Below are 19,244 nucleotides of genomic sequence, written 5' to 3'. Positions count from 1 at the left end.
AGGGGCAAAGATACAAAAACTTATCCACAATAACAAATAAAACCTCTCATTTTGAGACTCTTAAAACAAGAGAGGCTGCCCAAATATGAGCAACCCCTCCACAACACAAGCTAATCCTATGATTATTTCACAATAACCCTATAAGATTTTATTTTTGATTTAGTTTCTATTTTAATAATATACACTCCTGCAGGAAGTGAAGAAGTATCAATACCTGTATGAGCATTAAAATGATCTGCTTTAACAACCTGTCCCTGTGCAGAGAACAAAGTATACACTCCTTCTTCCTCTGAGACAATTCTAAGATTTTCTCCTGCTTTTACCGGATTCGGGTATACTTTTACATCATTTGCTGCTTCAATAATTTCTGCGGAAGTAATTTTTGCCGTATTGGATGCACTTTTCAATAATGAAGCATAAGGTGAAAGCGGGGAATCCGGAGAACCTCTTTTTACAAGATCTGTATCTACTACAGCCTGAATTCCGTCTTTATCTTTATCATTAATGGTAGAGATGAATCCTCCTCCTAATGTATCCAGGTTTGCTTTTCCGATCTTATAAAGGTCAGGTTCTGAACCATCGGAAGTAATATCCAGAAAGTCCGGTTTATCATCTCCGTCTGTATTTTTGATTGGATATTTCAATACACCTGAATCAGGTGAAGTTTCAAGAATATCAGCAATTCCGTTTTTACCTACCGGAACATTGGCATCAATGATACCGTTATGATCTGTATCAATCTGGTTGATTACTGAGTTTGGAATTCCAGATTCAAATAAATCTAAGATACCATCATTATCAGAATCAAGGTCAAGATAATTAGGAACAGAATCTCCCAATACCGGCGTCAGCAGAATATCTCCTTCATTATCATCATCCTGGAACTTTCCGTTTTTATCAAAGTCTTCTATTGCATCCGGAATTCCGTCATTATCAGAATCCAGATCACAGGCATCTACAATGCCGTCACCATCTGTATCGAGTGCAGGAGATTTGTCATTTACGACTGTACATCCTTCCGCACAGTCAGGGATTCCGTTTCCGTTATTATCTATGCTGTCATCTCCTCCCTGGCACTGATCAAAGCAGTTCGGTACACCGTCACTATCATCATCTCTGCTCGCAAAGGCATTGTAGATATAATAGTTTTGAGGAATACGAATAGCCGTTCCGCTGTTGAAAGTGATTTTAATACGGTTAAAAGGTTTTGTTGATTTTCCTCCAACATAGAATTTATTGGAATTCGTTGTAAAGAAATTTCCACTGATAAGACTTCCTGAACTCGTAAAAGTATCTGTCAAAGTATTTCCGTTGTACAAGGTCACAGTGATATTTTCCAAAACACTTACTCCAAGAAGGTTTCCTGCTTTTTCTACCGTAAATCCTGCCATTGTATTGGCGGGAAGTACTGCATTAGTTCCTACCGTAGCAAATGCTGAGAAAAGGCTAAAAATAGAAGCAGCCGGAACAGTAGCCGTGGCATAATTGGAAGGATTATTATCTACAATCGCTTCAGGATTGGTCATTTTAGCTAAAATAAGACCAAGGAATCCTGGGCCCGATGTCCATGGAGTACCTGTAACCAAATTTCCAGGTACAGAAGAGCCACTGGTCTGAATTTTATCATCACAATCACAAGAAACTGGTTCTTCGAAAGCATAATAGACTTTCAATGCTCCTAAATTAAATCCTAGGGTTTGAGTAACTTTTAATCTTACTTCATTGAAAGGTTTAGTAGTCGTTAAGGTAACTTTTTGTTTTCCTGAGCCATAACCTAATACTTTTATATTAATTAAACCTCCTCCGTCGGACAACTGTTTTGAGTCCTGAAGCTGGCCAAAAAGATAAGTTTCTATGGTAATATTTTTTAAAAATTCAGCACTTAACAGTTTTCCCTGATCATCCGGTTCTATTACAAAACCTGTTCTGTTTCCTGCAGGGTATGTCTGGTTTTTGTCTAAAACGCCTACCGAATAAGAGCCCAATAATCCTACTGGCAGAACAATTGATCCATAAGAATTTTTGTTCCCGTCGCCTATTTTTTCTTTATTCTGAACATAAGAAAGTGGAGCCAGAAAACTGCTGCTTCCGGATACATTTCCATCCACACCGCTTCCAGCAATAATATCGTCACAAATACCATTGTTATCTGTAGGTACTTTTGTTGGATCAAATGCAAATGCATAATATACATTCATTGCACTGAATATGGAAAGAACATTGGTCTGATACAACCTTACTTCATCAAATTCTTTTGAAGTTTTGAAATGAAGAAATATTCTGTTTTTACTTCCCCCGAATGCAGGTACTGACAAAAGCGTACTGCTGGTAGTCGTTTCCTGAAGAACTCCATTTTTATAAGTACTGATTCTCAAAGAGCTTAAAAGATCAACAGTAATAAAACTTGTCCCAAGATCTACATTGAAACCGGTAATATATCCCGCAGGATAAGTTGTATTTTTATTTTTTACAGAGATTCCGTTTCCGCTTAAAAGAGAAGCGAAATTTCCCATGCTTACACTATTATCAAGACTTGCATCCACTACGGGATTCATACTTCCGTTATAACATGCGAGACATATTCCTGAATTATTGACAGGTTTTGCCTCCACACCCATTCCACGGATTGGTTCATAGCCCTGCTGTGCCAATACTCCTGCAAACATCGTCAGCGTCATGAGCAGCGCAGCTAACTTTTCGAATAATTTTCTGGTCATTTTTTATTTTTTTAAGGTTTGTGTTTTTATTGAATTAGTAAAGTGCCTTCCAGTTGGAACCGTTACAGCCCTCATGAACTTTAGCAGTTGTATTATATCGGATTGCGCCTTCTTCAGCTGCTGTACATGCTGCATTGGCACCGGAAGCAATTCCTTTCATCTGAAGAGCTGCTCCTGTAGAAGTAGCCGCTGTAGGAGCCATATTAATTCCCAGTATGGTATCTGTTCCGTTTCCTTTATTAAAGAAAACATGTTCCTTATTAGCATACACCATTTGTCCTGCAGCAGCCTGACCTGAAAATCCTATAGCAAAAGCTTCCGTACCTGTCGCTGTATTTGCCGAACCAACAGCTATATTGTTTAATGAGGTAGTATTTCCGCTCCCAATGGCAATACCGCCATTGTTATTGTGATTATTTCCGATTGTCAGCCCTGTGAGTCCTGTTACCGTATTCAGATTTCCAAAAACAAGGTTATTAGCACCTGTTGCTGTATTGTTATTTCCTATTACTTTAGCTCCGTTATTTGCTGTATTGTTTAACCCAATAGCTACAGCCGGAAAATTTCCCTGTGCAGAAACGGTATTATCTTTTCCAAGGGCAATATTTGAGGAAGTACTGTTTGTAAGGGTATTGTTTGATCCCCATGTCAATGAAGCATAAGAACCTGATGAAGAATTAGCATTTCCACCCTGCAGGGTTCCGTTAATATCCAGGATTCCTTTTACGTTTTTCTGAGTTGCCAAAACCAAGTTCTGACTGTCATTAGTTCCCAGGTAATTTCCAGTTCCAATGTCTGTTCCTAAGGTTGCAGTACTTGCTACTGTTCCTGTGTTCCCTACTAGTCGCCAGTTTCCGCTTAAGTTGCTCCATTTCGAGCCGTCAAAATAATAGTAGCCTGGTGAAACAACATCTACAGTTTGTCCTGTAGGAGCAGTCTCAGCTGCTGTAACATATACTATTGCTCCGGTTTGAGCTGCAGTGTAGTTTTTAGCTTTTAATTGTATTCCTGTAAGCCTTGGGGCAATCACACCGTCGAGTTTGCCTGGATTGGAAGGTGATCCTACGATATCAAAAGTTGCCTGTGGCTGATTAATATTAATCCCTACCTGAGCGATTATTGGAAAACTTACTGATAACAGAGTGATGGTTAATAATTTGTTTTTCATTTCTAATGATGTTTGCTGTTTTTATGTAAATGTGTTTTTTTGAAAAGGCAATTCTCAGGCATTCTCATCTAAATCATAAATGAAATAACAGTTTATGCTGTAAGAAGGCGATTAAAATTGTAAGGAATGTTATAGAATAAGGGAAAGAATTGGTTTATCAGGAATTTTGATAATAAATTTAAAACCGTCAACCAGTTTAATGGAATTGCTGTAGAACTTTTTAACGTCTTTAAATATCGGGCAAACGTTCTCCCTATATTGCTGGCACGAATAGCTCCATTTATTTGAAATGCCTATAAGTTTTATAGTATTAAAGAAAGGGAATTTATGTTGGGAATCTTTGTTGTAAAATATATGAGTTCCATTTTGATGAGCAGAAAGACATTCGGAAACAGACCCATCATTTTTGGTTTCAGAACACAGATGAACAGAAACATCAGCTAAGTAACCCTGCAGATGATTTTTAATATCTGTACGATATGATAACTCAGGTTTTGTTCTCATTACAGATATCAACTTAGTGTTTAATTTTCCTACAGCTGCCAGAAGCAACAAAAGTGTAATCTTACGGCCGTAGGAAAGAAAATAATTTCTATCCAATTATATTGTGTTTTTTCGATACAAATATAATATATTTTCAATCAAAACAACACTTTATTAATAAAAATTCACACAAAATGATCGGAAATAAAAATAAAAATAAAATATTATGTTAATTATTAAATAATATTCAATCGTAAAAAGATATATTAAAATTGGAAATAATAATATTAAAATACTGTTACAAAATAAGAATCACATTTACAAAGACTTACATACAAAAAAAGCCCGGGCAAATGCCCGGGCTTCTATATTTATAATAAAATTGAAATTATTTCAATTCTACTTCAGCACCAGCTTCTTCTAATTGCTTCTTAAGAGCTTCAGCTTCGTCTTTAGAAACACCTTGCTTAATTGCAGCAGGAGCTCCGTCTACGATATCTTTAGCTTCTTTAAGACCAGCACCAGTTAAATCTTTTACTAATTTAACGATAGCTAATTTAGAAGCACCTGCAGACTTAAGAATTACGTCGAATTCAGTCTTTTCTTCAGCAGCTTCACCAGCAGGACCAGCCATTACTACTGCAGCAGCAGCAGGCTCAATTCCGTACTCATCCTTAAGGATAGCAGCTAATTCGTTTACGTCTTTTACAGTTAGGTTTACTAGCGTTTCAGCTAAATTTTTTAAATCTGACATTGTTGTAATGTTTTTGTTGATTATTTATTTAATTTTTTGAGTGTAATTATTCAGCACTTGTTTCTTCAGTGCTTTCTGCAGCAGCTTCTGGAGCTTCAGCAGCAGGAGTTTCTTCTACTACAGGAGCAGCTTCTTCAGCTTGAGCTTCTACAGTTTCAGATTTGTTTTGAAGAGCAGAAACAACTCTCTGGATTGGAGACTGAAGTAATCCGATGATTTCACCGATCATTTCTTCTCTAGACTTGATGTTAGCCAACATATCTAGGTTATTGTCACCAACATAGAAAGTTTCTTGAACAAAAGCAGACTTTAAAGCTGGCTTTTCTTCTTTCTTTCTGAATCCTTGGATCAATTTCGCAGGAGCGTTTGCTGTTTCAGCAATCATTAACGCTGAGTTTCCTTTGAAAGATGGGAACATTTCAGAGTAATCTACTCCTTCAATTTGCTCCATTGCTTTTTGTAAAAGTGTATTTTTCACCACTTTCACTTTGATATTTTGCTTGAAAGCTTGTCTTCTGAAATCTGAAGATTTACCAGCGTTCAAACCTTCTAAATCTGCTACGTATACTACTTTTGCATCCTGAAGCAAATCTTTGATCTCTTGTATTGCTACAACTTTTTGGTCTTTTGTCATTGTCTTAAGGATTATTATTAGTTAACAGATTTAGTATCAATTGCAATACCTGGGCTCATTGTAGAAGATAAATAGATGCTCTTCACATAAGTTCCTTTAGCAGCAGTTGGTTTCATTTTGATCAATGTCTGGATTAATTCCTGAGCATTTTCTTTGATCTTAGCAGCATCGAAAGATACTTTACCAATACCTGCATGGATAATACCATACTTGTCTACTTTGAAATCAATTTTACCTGCTTTAACTTCAGTTACTGCTTTACCAATTTCCATTGTTACAGTTCCTGATTTAGGGTTTGGCATTAAACCTCTTGGACCTAATACTCTACCTAATGGACCTAATTTACCCATTACAGCTGGCATAGTAACGATAACGTCAACATCTGTCCAACCTTCTTTGATTTTTTGTAAATATTCGTCAAGACCTACATAGTCAGCACCAGCAGCTTTAGCTTCTGCTTCTTTATCTGGAGTTACAAGAGCTAATACTTTAACATCTTTACCAGTACCGTGAGGAAGAGATACAACACCTCTTACCATTTGGTTTGCTTTTCTTGGGTCTACACCTAATCTTACAGCGATATCTACTGAAGCATCAAACTTTGTAGTGTTCACTTCTTTTACAAGAGCTGAACCTTCTTCAAGGTTATAGATTCTTCCTTTTTCTACTTTGCTTAAAGCTTCCTTTTGCTTTTTAGTTAATTTTGCCATTTCTTTAAGTTTTAAGCGTTAGTTGGTTTAGTTCCTGTTACTCTTAATCCCATAGATCTAGCAGTACCTGCAACCATAGAAAGAGCAGAGTCCATTGTAAAACAGTTAAGATCCGCCATTTTATCTTCAGCGATTTTCTTTACTTGTTCCCAAGTTACAGAACCTACTTTGTTTCTGTTTGGTTCACCAGAACCTCCCTTGATCTTAGCTGCATCCATTAACTGAATCGCTGCAGGTGGAGTTTTAATAACGAATTCAAAAGATTTGTCTTCGTATACTGTAATTACTACAGGTAAAACTTGCCCTGGCTTATCTTGGGTTCTTCCGTTAAATTGCTTACAAAACTCCATGATGTTCACACCTGCAGAACCCAATGCTGGACCTACTGGTGGAGAAGGGTTAGCTGCGCCACCTTTCACCTGAAGCTTTACCATTTTAAAGACTTTCTTAGCCATTGTTTGTTTTTTAAATTTGAATAATTAATGAGTTTGGAAGCATTTATTATTCAGTAGGTTATGCACTCACATAACAATAAACCTACTTTTTGGACTGCAAAAGTATAAAATATTTTTGAAATAGCAAACGGAAATTGCTGATTTTTAAAAAGTTTTAGAAAAAAAATAAATCTTGCTCATTATGGTATAATTTAAAATACAGCCAGAAAAATAAAAACGGTTATTTGCATTAAATAACCGTTTTAAAATATTTTTAAAATGAAAGGCTGATTAAAAACCGGAAGGTTTATTAATTGTTTTTGTAGAACCGTCATTTCCTCCAAGATCATCATTGATGTCGCTTATATTTTGCTTTTCAATCAATCTTCTGTAGGCCATCAGATAAAGGTCAACCGTAAAGTTGTTATAAGTTCTTGATGGTGTAGAGGTATTGGTAGCAATCATTCTGCTATCTGTAAATCTTGCTCTTACGTGCCATGTTCCATTACTTTTGAAGGCTACTACATCCGGAGATCCCTGTTTATTGTCATTCACACCATTATCTCCGTAATCAAGCATTACGCTGGTATTTCCATCATTCAGCTTAAATGAATAGTTGTGAAGTATAACCAAAAAGTTGTTGGCATCAATTTTAGTATCATAATCCGTAATTCCTGTCCCAGGTACGCCGGTAAGGGTAAGTTTAAGATAATTGAACAATCCGCTGCTTTCCAGAGCCGGATCATACAACTGTAAAGCATTCTGTGAAGTTGCTAAAAAGCTACCTCCTGTCATGGTAGGTTCTCCCGGATTTCTCAAGTACAAAGAATTCGTATATGTTTTTCCATTAACATCAAGTGTTTCTGTAGGATTAGCTGTATTCACCCCTACTTTTCCTTTCTGGGCATTCAAAAATATCCCAAGGCACATGATTATTGTGATATAAATTTTTCTTTTCATAGTTTTTTTATTGAAGCCCTAAAGGCGTATTGGTTGATACTCCCGAATATCCCGGTGAAGCAGATGCTGAAACAGAACCGTTAAAAGTTCCCCAGTCTTTCACTAATGATTTTTCAAATACATTTAGAGTAAGTGTCCAGGTTCCATTGATGGAGGAAACAGTTCCAGCTCCTTTAAAAGCCAAATTAATAGCATGGTATTTTTTACCTCCACTGGTTACCTGTGTAATTTCAGTTGCATAGGAACCATACGATTTTGGGCTGGTGGTGGTATTCGCTGCTGAAACCGCTCCTGTAAAAACAGCACCTGTAATAGCCACCACATATTTACTCGCATCTAATCCTGTATTGAGATTCACCACTTCATCCTGTCTCACATTTTTCAATACAACATTATACATATTTACAGGTGCTACATTACGGAGCGATATATCCAGCAGCTTTACCTTACCTACCGGCGAAGAATCTTTTGATCGGGTAAGAAGAAGATAATTTCCTCCTGCCTTTGTATTTTCAGTATCTATTAAATAGGATTCTACTAATGTTTCCCCTTCAACGTCCAACGTTCCTTTAGGTGTTGTAGTATTGATTCCTACTTGTGCATTTATGCTTAAAGCAGCAAAACCCGTGAAGAGTATTGCAATAATATTTTTCATATAGTTTATGTTTTTATTGAATTAATGGAGCTGTTGCAGCACCAGTAGCTGCCCCACTAAGGCTTTGTGTTGAATTAAAATCTTTGGCATACGATCTGTCAAACACCAATAAGTTCAGTGTCCAGACACCTGTAGGGAAAGAATTATCAGGGGCGAATCCCTGGTAATCTGCTTTAAGCTTCCATGTTCCTCCTGACGAGTAGGCAAAGATCTGAGGCATTGGAGTAAGCCAGTCAGCAGAATACGTTCTTGTAGGCTGTGTAAATCCAAAAGAAGAGATTACTACCAAAAACTTGCTGGAATTGATCTTTGTGTCAAATTGATTTACCCAATCTTTGTCTGTAGGATCACAGGTAATTTTGAACTGAATAAGATTAATAGGTGCCGGTGAGTTAGGTACAAAAGAATCATTGTACGCAGTAATTTTGTTTTCCGGTGCTGGAGACTTGATAATGAAAGTGTAATTCTCGTCCGCTTTCAATTTTTCCAGGGGTTGTTTAAAAACAATTCCTGATGTCTTCATTGTACCGTTCACGGTAAGCTCCTTTTCTGGCGTCGCAGTATTGATACCAACCTGCGCACTCACGAGCACAGATGTGCTCACCAGAGTGATCATCGAAATAATTTTTGTCATAGGGTTATGTGTTTATATAAAAAGCTTGTGTTTTTGAATAACTGATCCGAATTTTATATTTATTTAATAACATAAATTAACCATACCTCTGTTACCAGTGCATGAAATAAAAAATATATAAAATTTTATGGAATAGTTAACAGCTTGGTTGCAAGAAGTATGCCATCTGAAGGTGAATTAAGCAATTAAAAAAACTCAATGCTTAAAAAGAAAATATGATCACTAAATGGTGATAATTAAATTAAAGCAAAGTACACTATAGAAGTAACCAAGAGAGGTATGAAAATTGAAAATCAACAAAATAATATTAATAAACTTAAAAAAACTCTAACAACAGGGAAAAAATATAAAAACTAAGTTTCAATATTTCATTATGAATTAATAGTATTATAGAACTACTTAATAATAAAGAATAAGCAATTCATCACCAAAGAAAATTGAAAGAGAATATATATGAAAAAAGACCGCTTAAAAAGCAGTCTTTTTATATTTTATAAATAATGTATTATACTTTTTCTACTTGCATGTAGCTTAATTCCATTGGAGTTTTTCTACCGAAGATCAATACAGAAACTTCAATTTTCTTTTTGTCTTCAAGAATCTTCTCAACTGTACCATTGAATCCGTTGAAAGGTCCGTCGATTACTTTAACGTTTTCACCTACTACATAAGGAATTTCAACATCGCTTGCAAATTCAGAAAGTTCATCCATTCTTCCAAGCATTCTGTTAACCTCTGATTTTCTCATTGGAACAGGATCTCCTCCTTTTGTTAAACTCAAGAAAGAAATAACTCCTGGGATATTTTTAATAACGTGAGGAATCTCTCCCATCAGGTCAGCTTCAATCATCAAGTAGCCAGGATAGTAAGGTCTCTCTTTAGGAACTTTTTTACCGTTTCTAATTTGGATCACCTTTTCCATAGGAATAACCACTTGAGTAACGTACTGCTCAAACCCTAGACGTTTGATTTCTGTCTCAATATAGTTTTTCACTTTATTTTCCTGTCCGCTGATTGCTTTCAGCACATACCATTTCAATTCGCTCATTATGGAAAATACTTAATTATTAATTGAACAAGTTGATTAGCATTCCTATTATGTTGCTGATTGCTTTTGAAAACAATTCATCAACTCCAAAGGTAAATAAAGCCAGAATAACTGTCGCAATAGTCACTACAATTGTAGAAGACTGAAGGTCAGCCCATTTTGGCCATTCAACTTTATGTCTGAATTCGTTATAAGAACCTTTTAAAAAATCGACAAATGAACTCATAATTTATATTTGCACGGGCACAAGGATTCGAACCCTGATCAACGGTTTTGGAGACCGGTATCCTACCATTGGACGATGCCCGTAGTTAAAAAAAGCTCCGTAAAGAGTGTTCCTTACGGAAGCTTTTTTATATTGTTTTAGATGTGGATTAGTCGATGATTTCAGTTACCTGACCTGCACCTACTGTTCTACCACCTTCTCTGATCGCGAATCTAAGACCCTCGTTAAGAGCGATTGGCTGAAGTAATTCAACAGTGATTGTTAAGTTATCACCAGGCATTACCATTTCTACACCTTCTGGTAAGAAGATCTCACCTGTAACGTCAGTAGTTCTAACGTAGAACTGAGGACGGTACTTGTTGTGGAATGGAGTGTGACGTCCACCTTCTTCTTTAGAAAGGATATAAACCTCAGCTTTGAATTTTTTGTGTGGCTTAACTGAATCTTTCTTAGCGATAACCATACCTCTCTTGATGTCAGTTTTTTCAATACCTCTCAACAATAGACCTACGTTATCACCAGCTTCACCTCTGTCTAGGATTTTTCTGAACATCTCAACTCCTGTAATAGTAGAAGTTAATTTTTCATCACCCATACCTACGATATCAACTGGATCACCAGTGTTGATAACACCAGCCTCGATTCTACCAGTTGCTACAGTACCTCTACCTGTAATAGAGAATACGTCTTCGATTGGCATCAAGAATGGCTTATCCTGATCTCTAACAGGCTGCTCGATCCATGTATCAACTGCATCCATTAATTCTTCAACAGTCTTAACCCACTTCTCGTCTCCGTTAAGAGCACCAAGAGCAGATCCTTGGATCACTGGAGAGTTATCTCCGTCATATTCGTAAGTAGATAATAAATCTCTAAGTTCAAGTTCAACAAGCTCTAAAAGCTCAGCATCATCCACCATATCAACTTTGTTCATGAAAACAACGATTCTTGGTACGTTTACCTGACGGCAAAGTAGGATGTGCTCTCTAGTTTGAGGCATTGGTCCATCAGTTGCAGCACATACTAAGATCGCTCCATCCATCTGAGCAGCACCAGTTACCATGTTCTTAACATAGTCGGCGTGACCTGGACAGTCAACGTGTGCATAGTGTCTGTTTTCAGTTTCGTACTCAATGTGAGCTGTATTAATAGTGATACCTCTTTCTTTTTCTTCTGGAGCAGAGTCAATAGCAGAGAAGTCTTTTTTCTCAGCAAGACCTTTGTTCGCTAATACACTACTGATAGCTGCAGTAAGTGTAGTTTTACCATGGTCAACGTGACCAATAGTACCAATGTTCAAGTGTGGTTTGTTACGATTAAACGTTTCCTTTGCCATGATTTAAAATTATTTATTTATTGTTTTTCAAATTTTCGGTGTGCAAATATAATGAATTTTTAAATACCAAAAACTTTTTATTAAAAAAACTTTCAATATTCTCATCCAGTGAAGGACAAACCTTATATTTAACGTATTGAGACTGCAAATTTACACATTTTTCCGAATAGAAAAAATCCTTAGAAACGTTTTATTAAAAATATAAACTATCTCGTTAATTATGAATAGGATATACAGACAAAAAAAATATTGATCATTACCTGTATACATAAATCCTAGTGCAATATTTTCTCGTACATATAAAGATAACAACTAAAATTAATATTATGAGAAAACTATTACACATGTATTTAGCCTTGTTTGCTATTACAACATTATTTTCATGTGATCATTCAGATGAAAACACTATGTCAGAAAATATACCTCAAGGCCCGGATCTTATGGTGTATGGAATAACAGCAATGAACGAACTTGTTTATTTTAATGCCAACAACCCCAAAATGTTTACATCAAAAACAGCTGTAACCGGTGTTGCCTCAGGAGAAAAATTATTAAGTATAGACTTCAGACCTGCAACAGGGGAATTATATGCATTATCCAATGCCAGCAAATTATATATCATCAATACCTCCAATGCTTCGGCAAGACCGATAAGCTCAACAGCATTTACGCCTATGATCTCCGGAACAATAGCTTCTATTGATTTCAATCCTACCGTTGACAGAATTCGTCTGGTGAGTAATTCGGGACAAAATCTGCGTTTACATCCGGAAACCGGAGCTGTTGCTGCTACTGATATTCCTATTAATGGAACAGGAAGCGCTTCAATAACAGGATTAGCCTATACCAACAGTAAAGCAGGAGCTGCTACGACTATTTTATATGATATTGATCCGATGCTGGGAAAATTATATAAACAGGATCCACCCAACAATGGAACTTTGGTAGAGATTGGAAGTCTTGGCACTACTTATACAGGACAGGTTGCCTTCGACATCAAATATGATAACAGTACTGCTCTCTTGGCTTTCAATGATAAACTGCATATTCTGGATCTGAATAATGGAAAAGCAACTTCCATAGGATCTCTCCAGCAGGGAATAATCGATATTGCCATTCCTACAGAACCGGTAGCGTATGCCATTGACAATTCGAACAATCTTCAGATTTTCAACCCGAATAGTCCAATGCCTGTTTCCAAGACTGTAGCAGGATTACAAAGTGGTGAAAATATTTTGGGAATAGATTTCCGTCCTGCCAACGGACAATTATATGCTTTGGGCAGTTCAAGCAGAATTTATACGATTAACCTGGGAACAGGTGCTGCTACTGCTGTGGGGACCACTCCTTTTGCCACTCTGCTTTCAGGAACTGATTTTGGATTTGACTTTAACCCAACTGTTGACAGAATAAGAGTAGTAAGCAATACTGGACAAAATCTCCGACTCAATCCAAACGATGGAACAATTGCTGCTGCAGATCTCGCATTAAATCCGGGAAGTCCAATGATAAGTGCAGCTGCCTATACCAACAATTTTGCAGGGGCTACAACAACAACCCTGTTTGTCATTGATCATAATACGGATAAATTATATCAGCAAAATCCACCCAATAACGGAACTCTAGTTGAGACAGGATCTTTAGGAATCAATATTACAAATGCTAATGGTTTTGATATTGGAAGTATGAGCCAGAAAGCCTACTTAATGGCATCGGTAGGTTCATCCACAAAAATTTATACTGTTAATACAATGACAGGCGCTGCAACTTCTGTTGCTGATTACCCCAATGCTGTAAAAGCTTTTGCAGTGGGATTAGGATTTTAAACTTATCCTTTTTTTATTTCAATAATGGAGAAGCGCGGAAAACTTTGTTTTCCGCGCTTCTAACTAATATATAAATGAAAGATTAATTAAATCTGACTGAGCTTTTTTGTTCTGTTGAAGATCCAGAAGATAATTGGGAAAATAAGCAGGGTAAGCACAGTGGCGGTAATCAGTCCTCCGATAATGACAATGGCCAATGGTTTCTGAGACTCCGATCCGATTCCTGTAGACAAGGCTGCCGGCATCAGTCCGATGGAAGCCATAAGCGCTGTCATAATGACGGGTCTTGTTCTGGATTTCACTCCATTTAAGATGGCGGTGTCTATATCCATTCCGTCTTTAACATTCTGATGAAACTCTGTGATGAGAATAACCCCGTTCTGAATACAAATTCCCAGAAGAGCAATCATCCCTACTCCGGCAGAAATTCCAAAATTGATTCCGGTAACATGCAAAGCAATAATTCCTCCAATCAAAGCAAAAGGTACGTTTGCTAATACCAGAAGAGAATCTTTCATATTCCCAAACAGAATAAACAACAGGAAGAAAATCATCAGAATACTCACGGGTACTACCTGTGCTAACCTGTGCGAGGCACGCTGCTGGTTTTCAAACTGCCCTGTCCATCCTACAGAATAACCATCAGGAAGGTCAATAGTTTCCACTTTTTTCTGGGCATCCGCAATGGTGCTTCCCAAATCTCTGTCACGAATGGAGAATTTAACTCCGATATATCGTTTGATATTATCTCTGTAAATAAATGCAGCTCCGTTATCTTTAACAATGGTACTTATTTCTTTTAACGGAATTTTTGCTCCATCCTGTGTAGGAACCATCAAAGCAGCAATATCATTTTCATTGGTTCTGTATTCCTGAGAATAACGAAGACGGATCGGGTATTTTCTTTCCCCGTCAAACATTTCAGAAGCTGTTTTTCCTCCAAATGCCATTTCCAGCACAGCTTGTGCATCCGCAGGCATTACTCCGTAAGCAGCCATTTTATCTCTATCTAAAACTACACTTACTTCAGGTTGGCCGATATTTTTAATAATTCCCGGGTCTTTTACTCCTTTCACATCTTTAATCTTCAGTAAGACTTCATGGGCTAATTTATCCAGAGTTTCCAGGTTATCACCATAGATTTTGATTCCGTTTTCAGCTTTAAAACCTGCTACAGCTTCTGCTACGTTATCCGAAATCGGCTGAGAATAGTTGAAGGTAATTCCCTGATAACTTCTAAGTTTTTTGTCTATTTCATTGATCAGTTCGTCATAAGTAATCTTACGTTTCCATTCTTCTCTTGGCTTAAGATTCACCGCAAACTGTACAAAACCAAATCCGTTGGGGTCGGTTCCGTCATTACTTCTTCCGGTCTGCGCAAGAACATCTGTTACTTCGGAGAAGCTCATAATATCCTTCTTTAAAAGGTCAGCAGTTTTCAAAGATTCTTTTAGTGATGAGCTCATCGGCATTTCTGCAGTGATCCATAATGAACCTTCATTCAACTGGGGTAAGAATTCTGTTCCTAAAAATTTACCGGAAAACAGAGTGACTGCCAGGAAAGAGATCGCCACGATCATACTCATTTTTTTGTGCCTGAATGTTAAATTAAAGCCTTTCAAAACGATTCTGTCCCAGAAATTAACAAATGGATTATTTTTTTCTCTTACATTTTTATTTAAAAGGATATGAGAAAGAACAGGAACTAATGTTAAGGTAAATATCAACGCTCCCATTAATGCAAATCCTAATGTAAATGCCAGAGGAGAGAACATTTTTCCTTCTACTTTCTGAAATGAGAAAATAGGAATCAGAGAGGTGATGATAATTAATTTCGAAAAGAAGATTGCTTTTCCTAATCCGGTTCCGGTCTGCTTGATCCAGCCTCCTTTTGCGAGTTTATTAAACTTCTCTGTTCCGTACCGTTTCGCTTTATGATCCAGCATCACGAAGAGACCTTCCACCATGACGACGGCTCCGTCTATGATAATCCCGAAGTCTACAGCACCTAACGAAAGTAGATTGGCACTCATCCCGGCCAGTTTTAAACATAAAAAAGCAAATAGCAAGGACAGAGGAATGATGATGGAAACAATCAGGGTTGTTCTCCAGTCCGCCATAAAGATTAAAACGATTACCGTTACCAAGACAATTCCTTCAATAAGATTATGCATTACGGTATGTGTAGTAAAATCCATCAGATTGTCACGGTCATAGAAAGTGACCATTTTCACATCTTTCGGAAGTACTTTTTCGTTAAGTTCTTTAATCTTTGCTTTCACTCCTACCAGAACTTCCCTTGGATTTTCTCCTTTTCTCATCACAACGATTCCTTCTACTGTATCGTCATGATGATTCAAAGCAGCCTGTCCTACTCTAGGCATAGAGCTTTCATGAACTTCTGCTACATTTTTTACCAAAACAGGGTTTCCACTGTCATTCTGAATGGTAATATTTCCGATATCTGCTACAGATTTCACCAAACCAATCCCTCTTACCACATAAGCCTGACCATTTTTTTCAATAACATCACCTCCTACATTCAGGTTACTCTTTGTTACTGCATCATATACCTGAAGAGGTGTCAGATTGTATTTATCCAATGCTCTAGGATCAATACTGAGTTCAAAAACTTTATCCTGTCCTCCGAAAACGTTGATATCTGCTACACCGGGAACTCCTCTTAGAGCACGGTCTATCACCCAATTTTGCAGGGTAAGCAGTGTTCGGGAGTCTTTTGTTTTACTTTCCAGCGTATATCTGAAAATCTCACCGGTTGGCCCGTAGGGTGGCTGTACTTCAGGGTCTACCTCATCAGGAAGGCTAATGGTTCTTAACTGGTTATTGACCTGATTTCTGGCAAAAGTATCATCCACCCCGTCGTCAAACAGAATTTTAACAATGGAAAGTCCAAACATGGTCGTACTTCTCACACTTGTTTTTTTCTGAACCGGGCTCATCGCCAACTCGATGGGTGTCGTGACAAAACGTTCTACTTCTTCTGCACTACGTCCATTCCATTGGGTGATGATTACAATCTGGGTATTGGTTACATCCGGAAAAGCTTCAATAGGCATATTTTTGAAACTTATAAAACCGGAGATGGCTAAAATCGCTACCCAGATAAAGGTAAATGCTTTATTTTTTAATGAAAAAGCGATTATATTTTTTATGAATTTATTCATGATAGATACATTGATGACCTAAAAAAGCCGTTAAAGAAAAATGCAAACATTCTTAATGGTTTAATAAGACTAGCTGTTCAGCGAGCGGTATATCAGCAGCTGATTGTTGGTAATCACTTCTTCTCCTTCTTTAAGACCGTCTGCTATATAGGTGACATCACCCACCTGCTTTAATACTTTGATTTCTCTGATCTTTACATCTGTTCTGGATTTAAAAATCACCACAAAGCTTTTATTATCATCAAAAATCACAGCTTTGGACGGAACAGCTAACGTAGTATTGTTTTCAAGGCTGGAAACTTTTATCGTAGCTTTACTGTCCGGGATCAAAAGTCCGTTGGCGTTGTCCAATACTACTCTTGCCTGCATGGCGTTAGTCTGCGGATCAATTATCTTGAATATTTTGTCAATTTTTCCATCAAAAACTTTGTCCGGATAAGAAAGCGTGGAAACCTGAGCTCTCATTCCAAGGCTGATTTTATCAATATCGGATTCATTAACGTTCATAATCGCCCATACATTGGTAGTATTGGCCACATCAAAAATATTATCACTTCTGTCACTTCTCAGCTGCATGTCTTTATTGATACTTTTCTGAACAATATAACCGCTGATAGGTGCTACCACACTGTATATATTTCCGGTCTTCACATTATAAACCGTACTTACCGCAGCAGCTCTCTGCAATTGGTCTTCAGCTTTTTGTAACTGACTTTTAGCTTCCAGAACATCTCTTTCTGTATTAAGCTTTCCTTCGTAGAGCTCTTTGGCAACACGGAGGTTATTTTTGGCCACTACAAGATCTGTTTTTGCATCGCTTACATCCTTTTGAATCTCTGCAAGCTCTGTACTTCTGATGGTTGCCAGTACCTGTCCTTTTTTCACATAGTCACCCAACTCTACATTGACACTCATCACATTTCCTCCCACTAAAGGATAAACATCTATGTAACTGTTTTTGTCTGCTGAGATTTTTCCGTAAAAGCTGTATTCATCTTCTATATTCTTTTTATCAACTTTTGCCAGGGAAATAGAATTCAGCATCGTATTACTGAGTTCAAATCCTTTTTTTGCGTGAACATTTTTCTCTTCCTCTTTTTTGGAACAGGCCATTAATGAAAGGACCATCAATGCGGGGATAATATATGTTTTCATCATTTTAATAGAAGATTTTCGTTTGTACTAATTGATTAAGCTGTTCTGCAGACTGCATGATTTCATTTTTCATATCATAGAGCTGAAGAGCTGTCTCCCTGTAGCTGTCCATAAAGTCTGTAAATTCAATCAGACTGACATTTCCTTTTCTGAAATTGGTTAACATTCCGTTGTAAACAAGCTCCATATTCTGAAGGTCTGTCGTTTTCACATCCAGAAGTTGGTCGTATTGTACTTTCCAGGTTTTATAGGCAGACTGAACTTTAGTTTCCAGAGTCAGTTTTTGAAAGTCTGCATTTTTCTGATTCTGCTGAATGGCATAGTTTGCTTTTACTACATTTCCCTGATTGGCTTTCCATAGCGGTAAAGGAATTCCCAGGGTCAGATTCGCTTCGTTATTGAAGGTTCCTCCTGCCTGATCCCATGCAGCACCTACTGTAACGTCCGGTACATTCAATGATTTCTGCCACTGTGCATACAACTTACTGTTATCAATAAGTTTCAAATTATATCGGTAATCTGCATTATTTTCCAGGGCTTTGTTTTTCAGTTCTTCTTCATCACCGAAAGGCTGTGCCGCCAAAGCTTCTTTAGCTTCGGTTTCAGACATCGTAGGCTCTATTTCTTCGGTAACCCCTGTCAGAACTTTCAGATTCTGTTCAAAATCAAGGATATTTTTATTGATCTCCAGTTTATCATGATTCAGCTGGATTACAATACTCTGCAGCCTTACTGCGTCTTTAAGGGAAACATTTCCTTTTGCCGACTGTACACGATAGGCATTTAAAAGATCATTCATATAACCCAACTGCCTGTTGGTATTCTCAAGCTTTAGTTTTTCGTAATAAAGATTGAAATAGGTAGAACGGAGCTGAGATCTTAAATCTACCAGCAATTGTGAAAACTGAAGTTGAGCAAGCTCTTTATTGGACTTGGCAAAAGCAATTTCATTTTTCTTTTTACCACCCATGTAAATCAATTGAGTAATACCCGCTCCTTTAGAATGTCCTACATCAAAAAACTTTTTGTCTTGAGGATTATAAGCGTTGAATTGCCCGCTTAATTGTGGTAACTCCCAGATTTTAGCCTGCAGAATATCCGCATCAGCCATATTGATGTTGTATTGTTCGGCGAGCAGCTGGAGGTTGTTCTTCTGAAAAGCTTCTTCGCAATCCAAAAGAGACATCTGCTGTTGTGCCGCCATGAATGAGGAAACGGCGAGGCACAGCACTGCAATTCTGTTCATTATTTTTCTTTTTAAATTACAAAATTGCTTTGATGCTATTAAAAGAAACTTAAAGGACGCTTAAAAAAATATT

17 protein-coding genes and 1 tRNA gene are annotated in these 19,244 nt (G+C 37.3%); 1 reads left to right on the top strand and 17 read right to left on the bottom strand.

What is annotated here, in order from left to right; all coding sequences use genetic code 11:
• Positions 1-122: 122 nt before the first annotated feature.
• The 14 genes from REB14_RS05260 to tuf form a co-directional block, all read right to left on the bottom strand.
• Entirely contained in the window at positions 123-2,717 is a 2,595-nt protein-coding gene (locus REB14_RS05260; protein WP_309521674.1) for a T9SS type A sorting domain-containing protein, read from the bottom strand.
• Between the two features lie 34 nt (positions 2,718-2,751).
• Positions 2,752-3,885, bottom strand: a complete 1,134-nt coding sequence (locus REB14_RS05255; RefSeq protein WP_309521673.1) for a hypothetical protein — start codon at positions 3,883-3,885, stop codon at positions 2,752-2,754.
• 129 nt (positions 3,886-4,014) lie between these two features.
• Positions 4,015-4,485: a hypothetical protein gene (locus REB14_RS05250; RefSeq protein ID WP_079243262.1), complete on the bottom strand. Its 471-nt coding sequence runs from the start codon at positions 4,483-4,485 to the stop codon at positions 4,015-4,017.
• Between the two features lie 271 nt (positions 4,486-4,756).
• On the bottom strand, positions 4,757-5,122 hold the full coding sequence (gene rplL / locus REB14_RS05245) for a 50S ribosomal protein L7/L12 (protein WP_034693192.1): 366 nt from the start codon (positions 5,120-5,122) through the stop codon (positions 4,757-4,759).
• A 46-nt stretch (positions 5,123-5,168) separates the two neighbouring features.
• Complete coding sequence (gene rplJ, locus REB14_RS05240) at positions 5,169-5,756, bottom strand: 50S ribosomal protein L10 (RefSeq protein WP_062675819.1); 588 nt, start codon at positions 5,754-5,756, stop codon at positions 5,169-5,171.
• Positions 5,757-5,773: 17 nt separating this feature from the next.
• Positions 5,774-6,466 carry a 50S ribosomal protein L1 gene (rplA, locus tag REB14_RS05235; RefSeq protein WP_002976422.1) on the bottom strand — a complete coding sequence of 231 codons (693 nt, stop codon included), beginning with the start codon at positions 6,464-6,466 and terminating at the stop codon, positions 5,774-5,776.
• Between the two features lie 11 nt (positions 6,467-6,477).
• Positions 6,478-6,921, bottom strand: coding sequence for a 50S ribosomal protein L11 (gene rplK, locus REB14_RS05230; protein WP_047435399.1), 444 nt, complete (start codon positions 6,919-6,921; stop codon positions 6,478-6,480).
• A gap of 270 nt (positions 6,922-7,191) precedes the next feature.
• Entirely contained in the window at positions 7,192-7,860 is a 669-nt protein-coding gene (locus REB14_RS05225; RefSeq protein WP_079243263.1) for a hypothetical protein, read from the bottom strand.
• 7 nt (positions 7,861-7,867) lie between these two features.
• Positions 7,868-8,515 (bottom strand): hypothetical protein, encoded by a 648-nt coding sequence (locus tag REB14_RS05220; RefSeq protein WP_079243264.1) that lies wholly within the window; start codon positions 8,513-8,515, stop codon positions 7,868-7,870.
• Between the two features lie 13 nt (positions 8,516-8,528).
• Positions 8,529-9,149, bottom strand: a complete 621-nt coding sequence (locus tag REB14_RS05215; RefSeq protein ID WP_079243265.1) for a hypothetical protein — start codon at positions 9,147-9,149, stop codon at positions 8,529-8,531.
• Positions 9,150-9,654: 505 nt separating this feature from the next.
• Positions 9,655-10,197 carry a transcription termination/antitermination protein NusG gene (gene nusG, locus REB14_RS05210; RefSeq protein WP_002976412.1) on the bottom strand — a complete coding sequence of 181 codons (543 nt, stop codon included), beginning with the start codon at positions 10,195-10,197 and terminating at the stop codon, positions 9,655-9,657.
• A 19-nt stretch (positions 10,198-10,216) separates the two neighbouring features.
• Entirely contained in the window at positions 10,217-10,423 is a 207-nt protein-coding gene (gene secE / locus REB14_RS05205; protein WP_002976410.1) for a preprotein translocase subunit SecE, read from the bottom strand.
• 12 nt (positions 10,424-10,435) lie between these two features.
• Positions 10,436-10,506 (bottom strand) — tRNA-Trp (locus tag REB14_RS05200).
• Between the two features lie 65 nt (positions 10,507-10,571).
• On the bottom strand, positions 10,572-11,759 hold the full coding sequence (gene tuf, locus REB14_RS05195; protein WP_034693176.1) for an elongation factor Tu: 1,188 nt from the start codon (positions 11,757-11,759) through the stop codon (positions 10,572-10,574).
• Positions 11,760-12,085: 326 nt separating this feature from the next.
• Between tuf and REB14_RS05190 the strand changes: the two genes are divergently transcribed.
• Entirely contained in the window at positions 12,086-13,585 is a 1,500-nt protein-coding gene (locus tag REB14_RS05190; RefSeq protein WP_309521672.1) for a DUF4394 domain-containing protein, read from the top strand.
• A gap of 86 nt (positions 13,586-13,671) precedes the next feature.
• On the opposite strand, the gene REB14_RS05185 is transcribed toward REB14_RS05190, so the two are convergent.
• From REB14_RS05185 to REB14_RS05175, 3 genes are all read right to left on the bottom strand, one after another.
• A complete protein-coding gene (locus REB14_RS05185; RefSeq protein ID WP_309521671.1) occupies positions 13,672-16,770 on the bottom strand; it encodes an efflux RND transporter permease subunit in 3,099 nt (1,032 codons plus the stop codon).
• A gap of 69 nt (positions 16,771-16,839) precedes the next feature.
• Positions 16,840-17,925, bottom strand: a complete 1,086-nt coding sequence (locus REB14_RS05180) for an efflux RND transporter periplasmic adaptor subunit (RefSeq protein ID WP_309521800.1) — start codon at positions 17,923-17,925, stop codon at positions 16,840-16,842.
• Positions 17,926-17,929: 4 nt separating this feature from the next.
• Positions 17,930-19,171, bottom strand: a complete 1,242-nt coding sequence (locus REB14_RS05175) for a TolC family protein (protein WP_079243268.1) — start codon at positions 19,169-19,171, stop codon at positions 17,930-17,932.
• Positions 19,172-19,244 lie beyond the last annotated feature (73 nt).

The sequence above is a fragment of the Chryseobacterium metallicongregator genome, assembly GCF_031324065.1.
Lineage (GTDB): Bacteria > Bacteroidota > Bacteroidia > Flavobacteriales > Weeksellaceae > Chryseobacterium > Chryseobacterium metallicongregator.
Note: the sequence above shows the minus strand (reverse complement) of the source record. Positions and strands in the feature narration are given on the sequence as shown.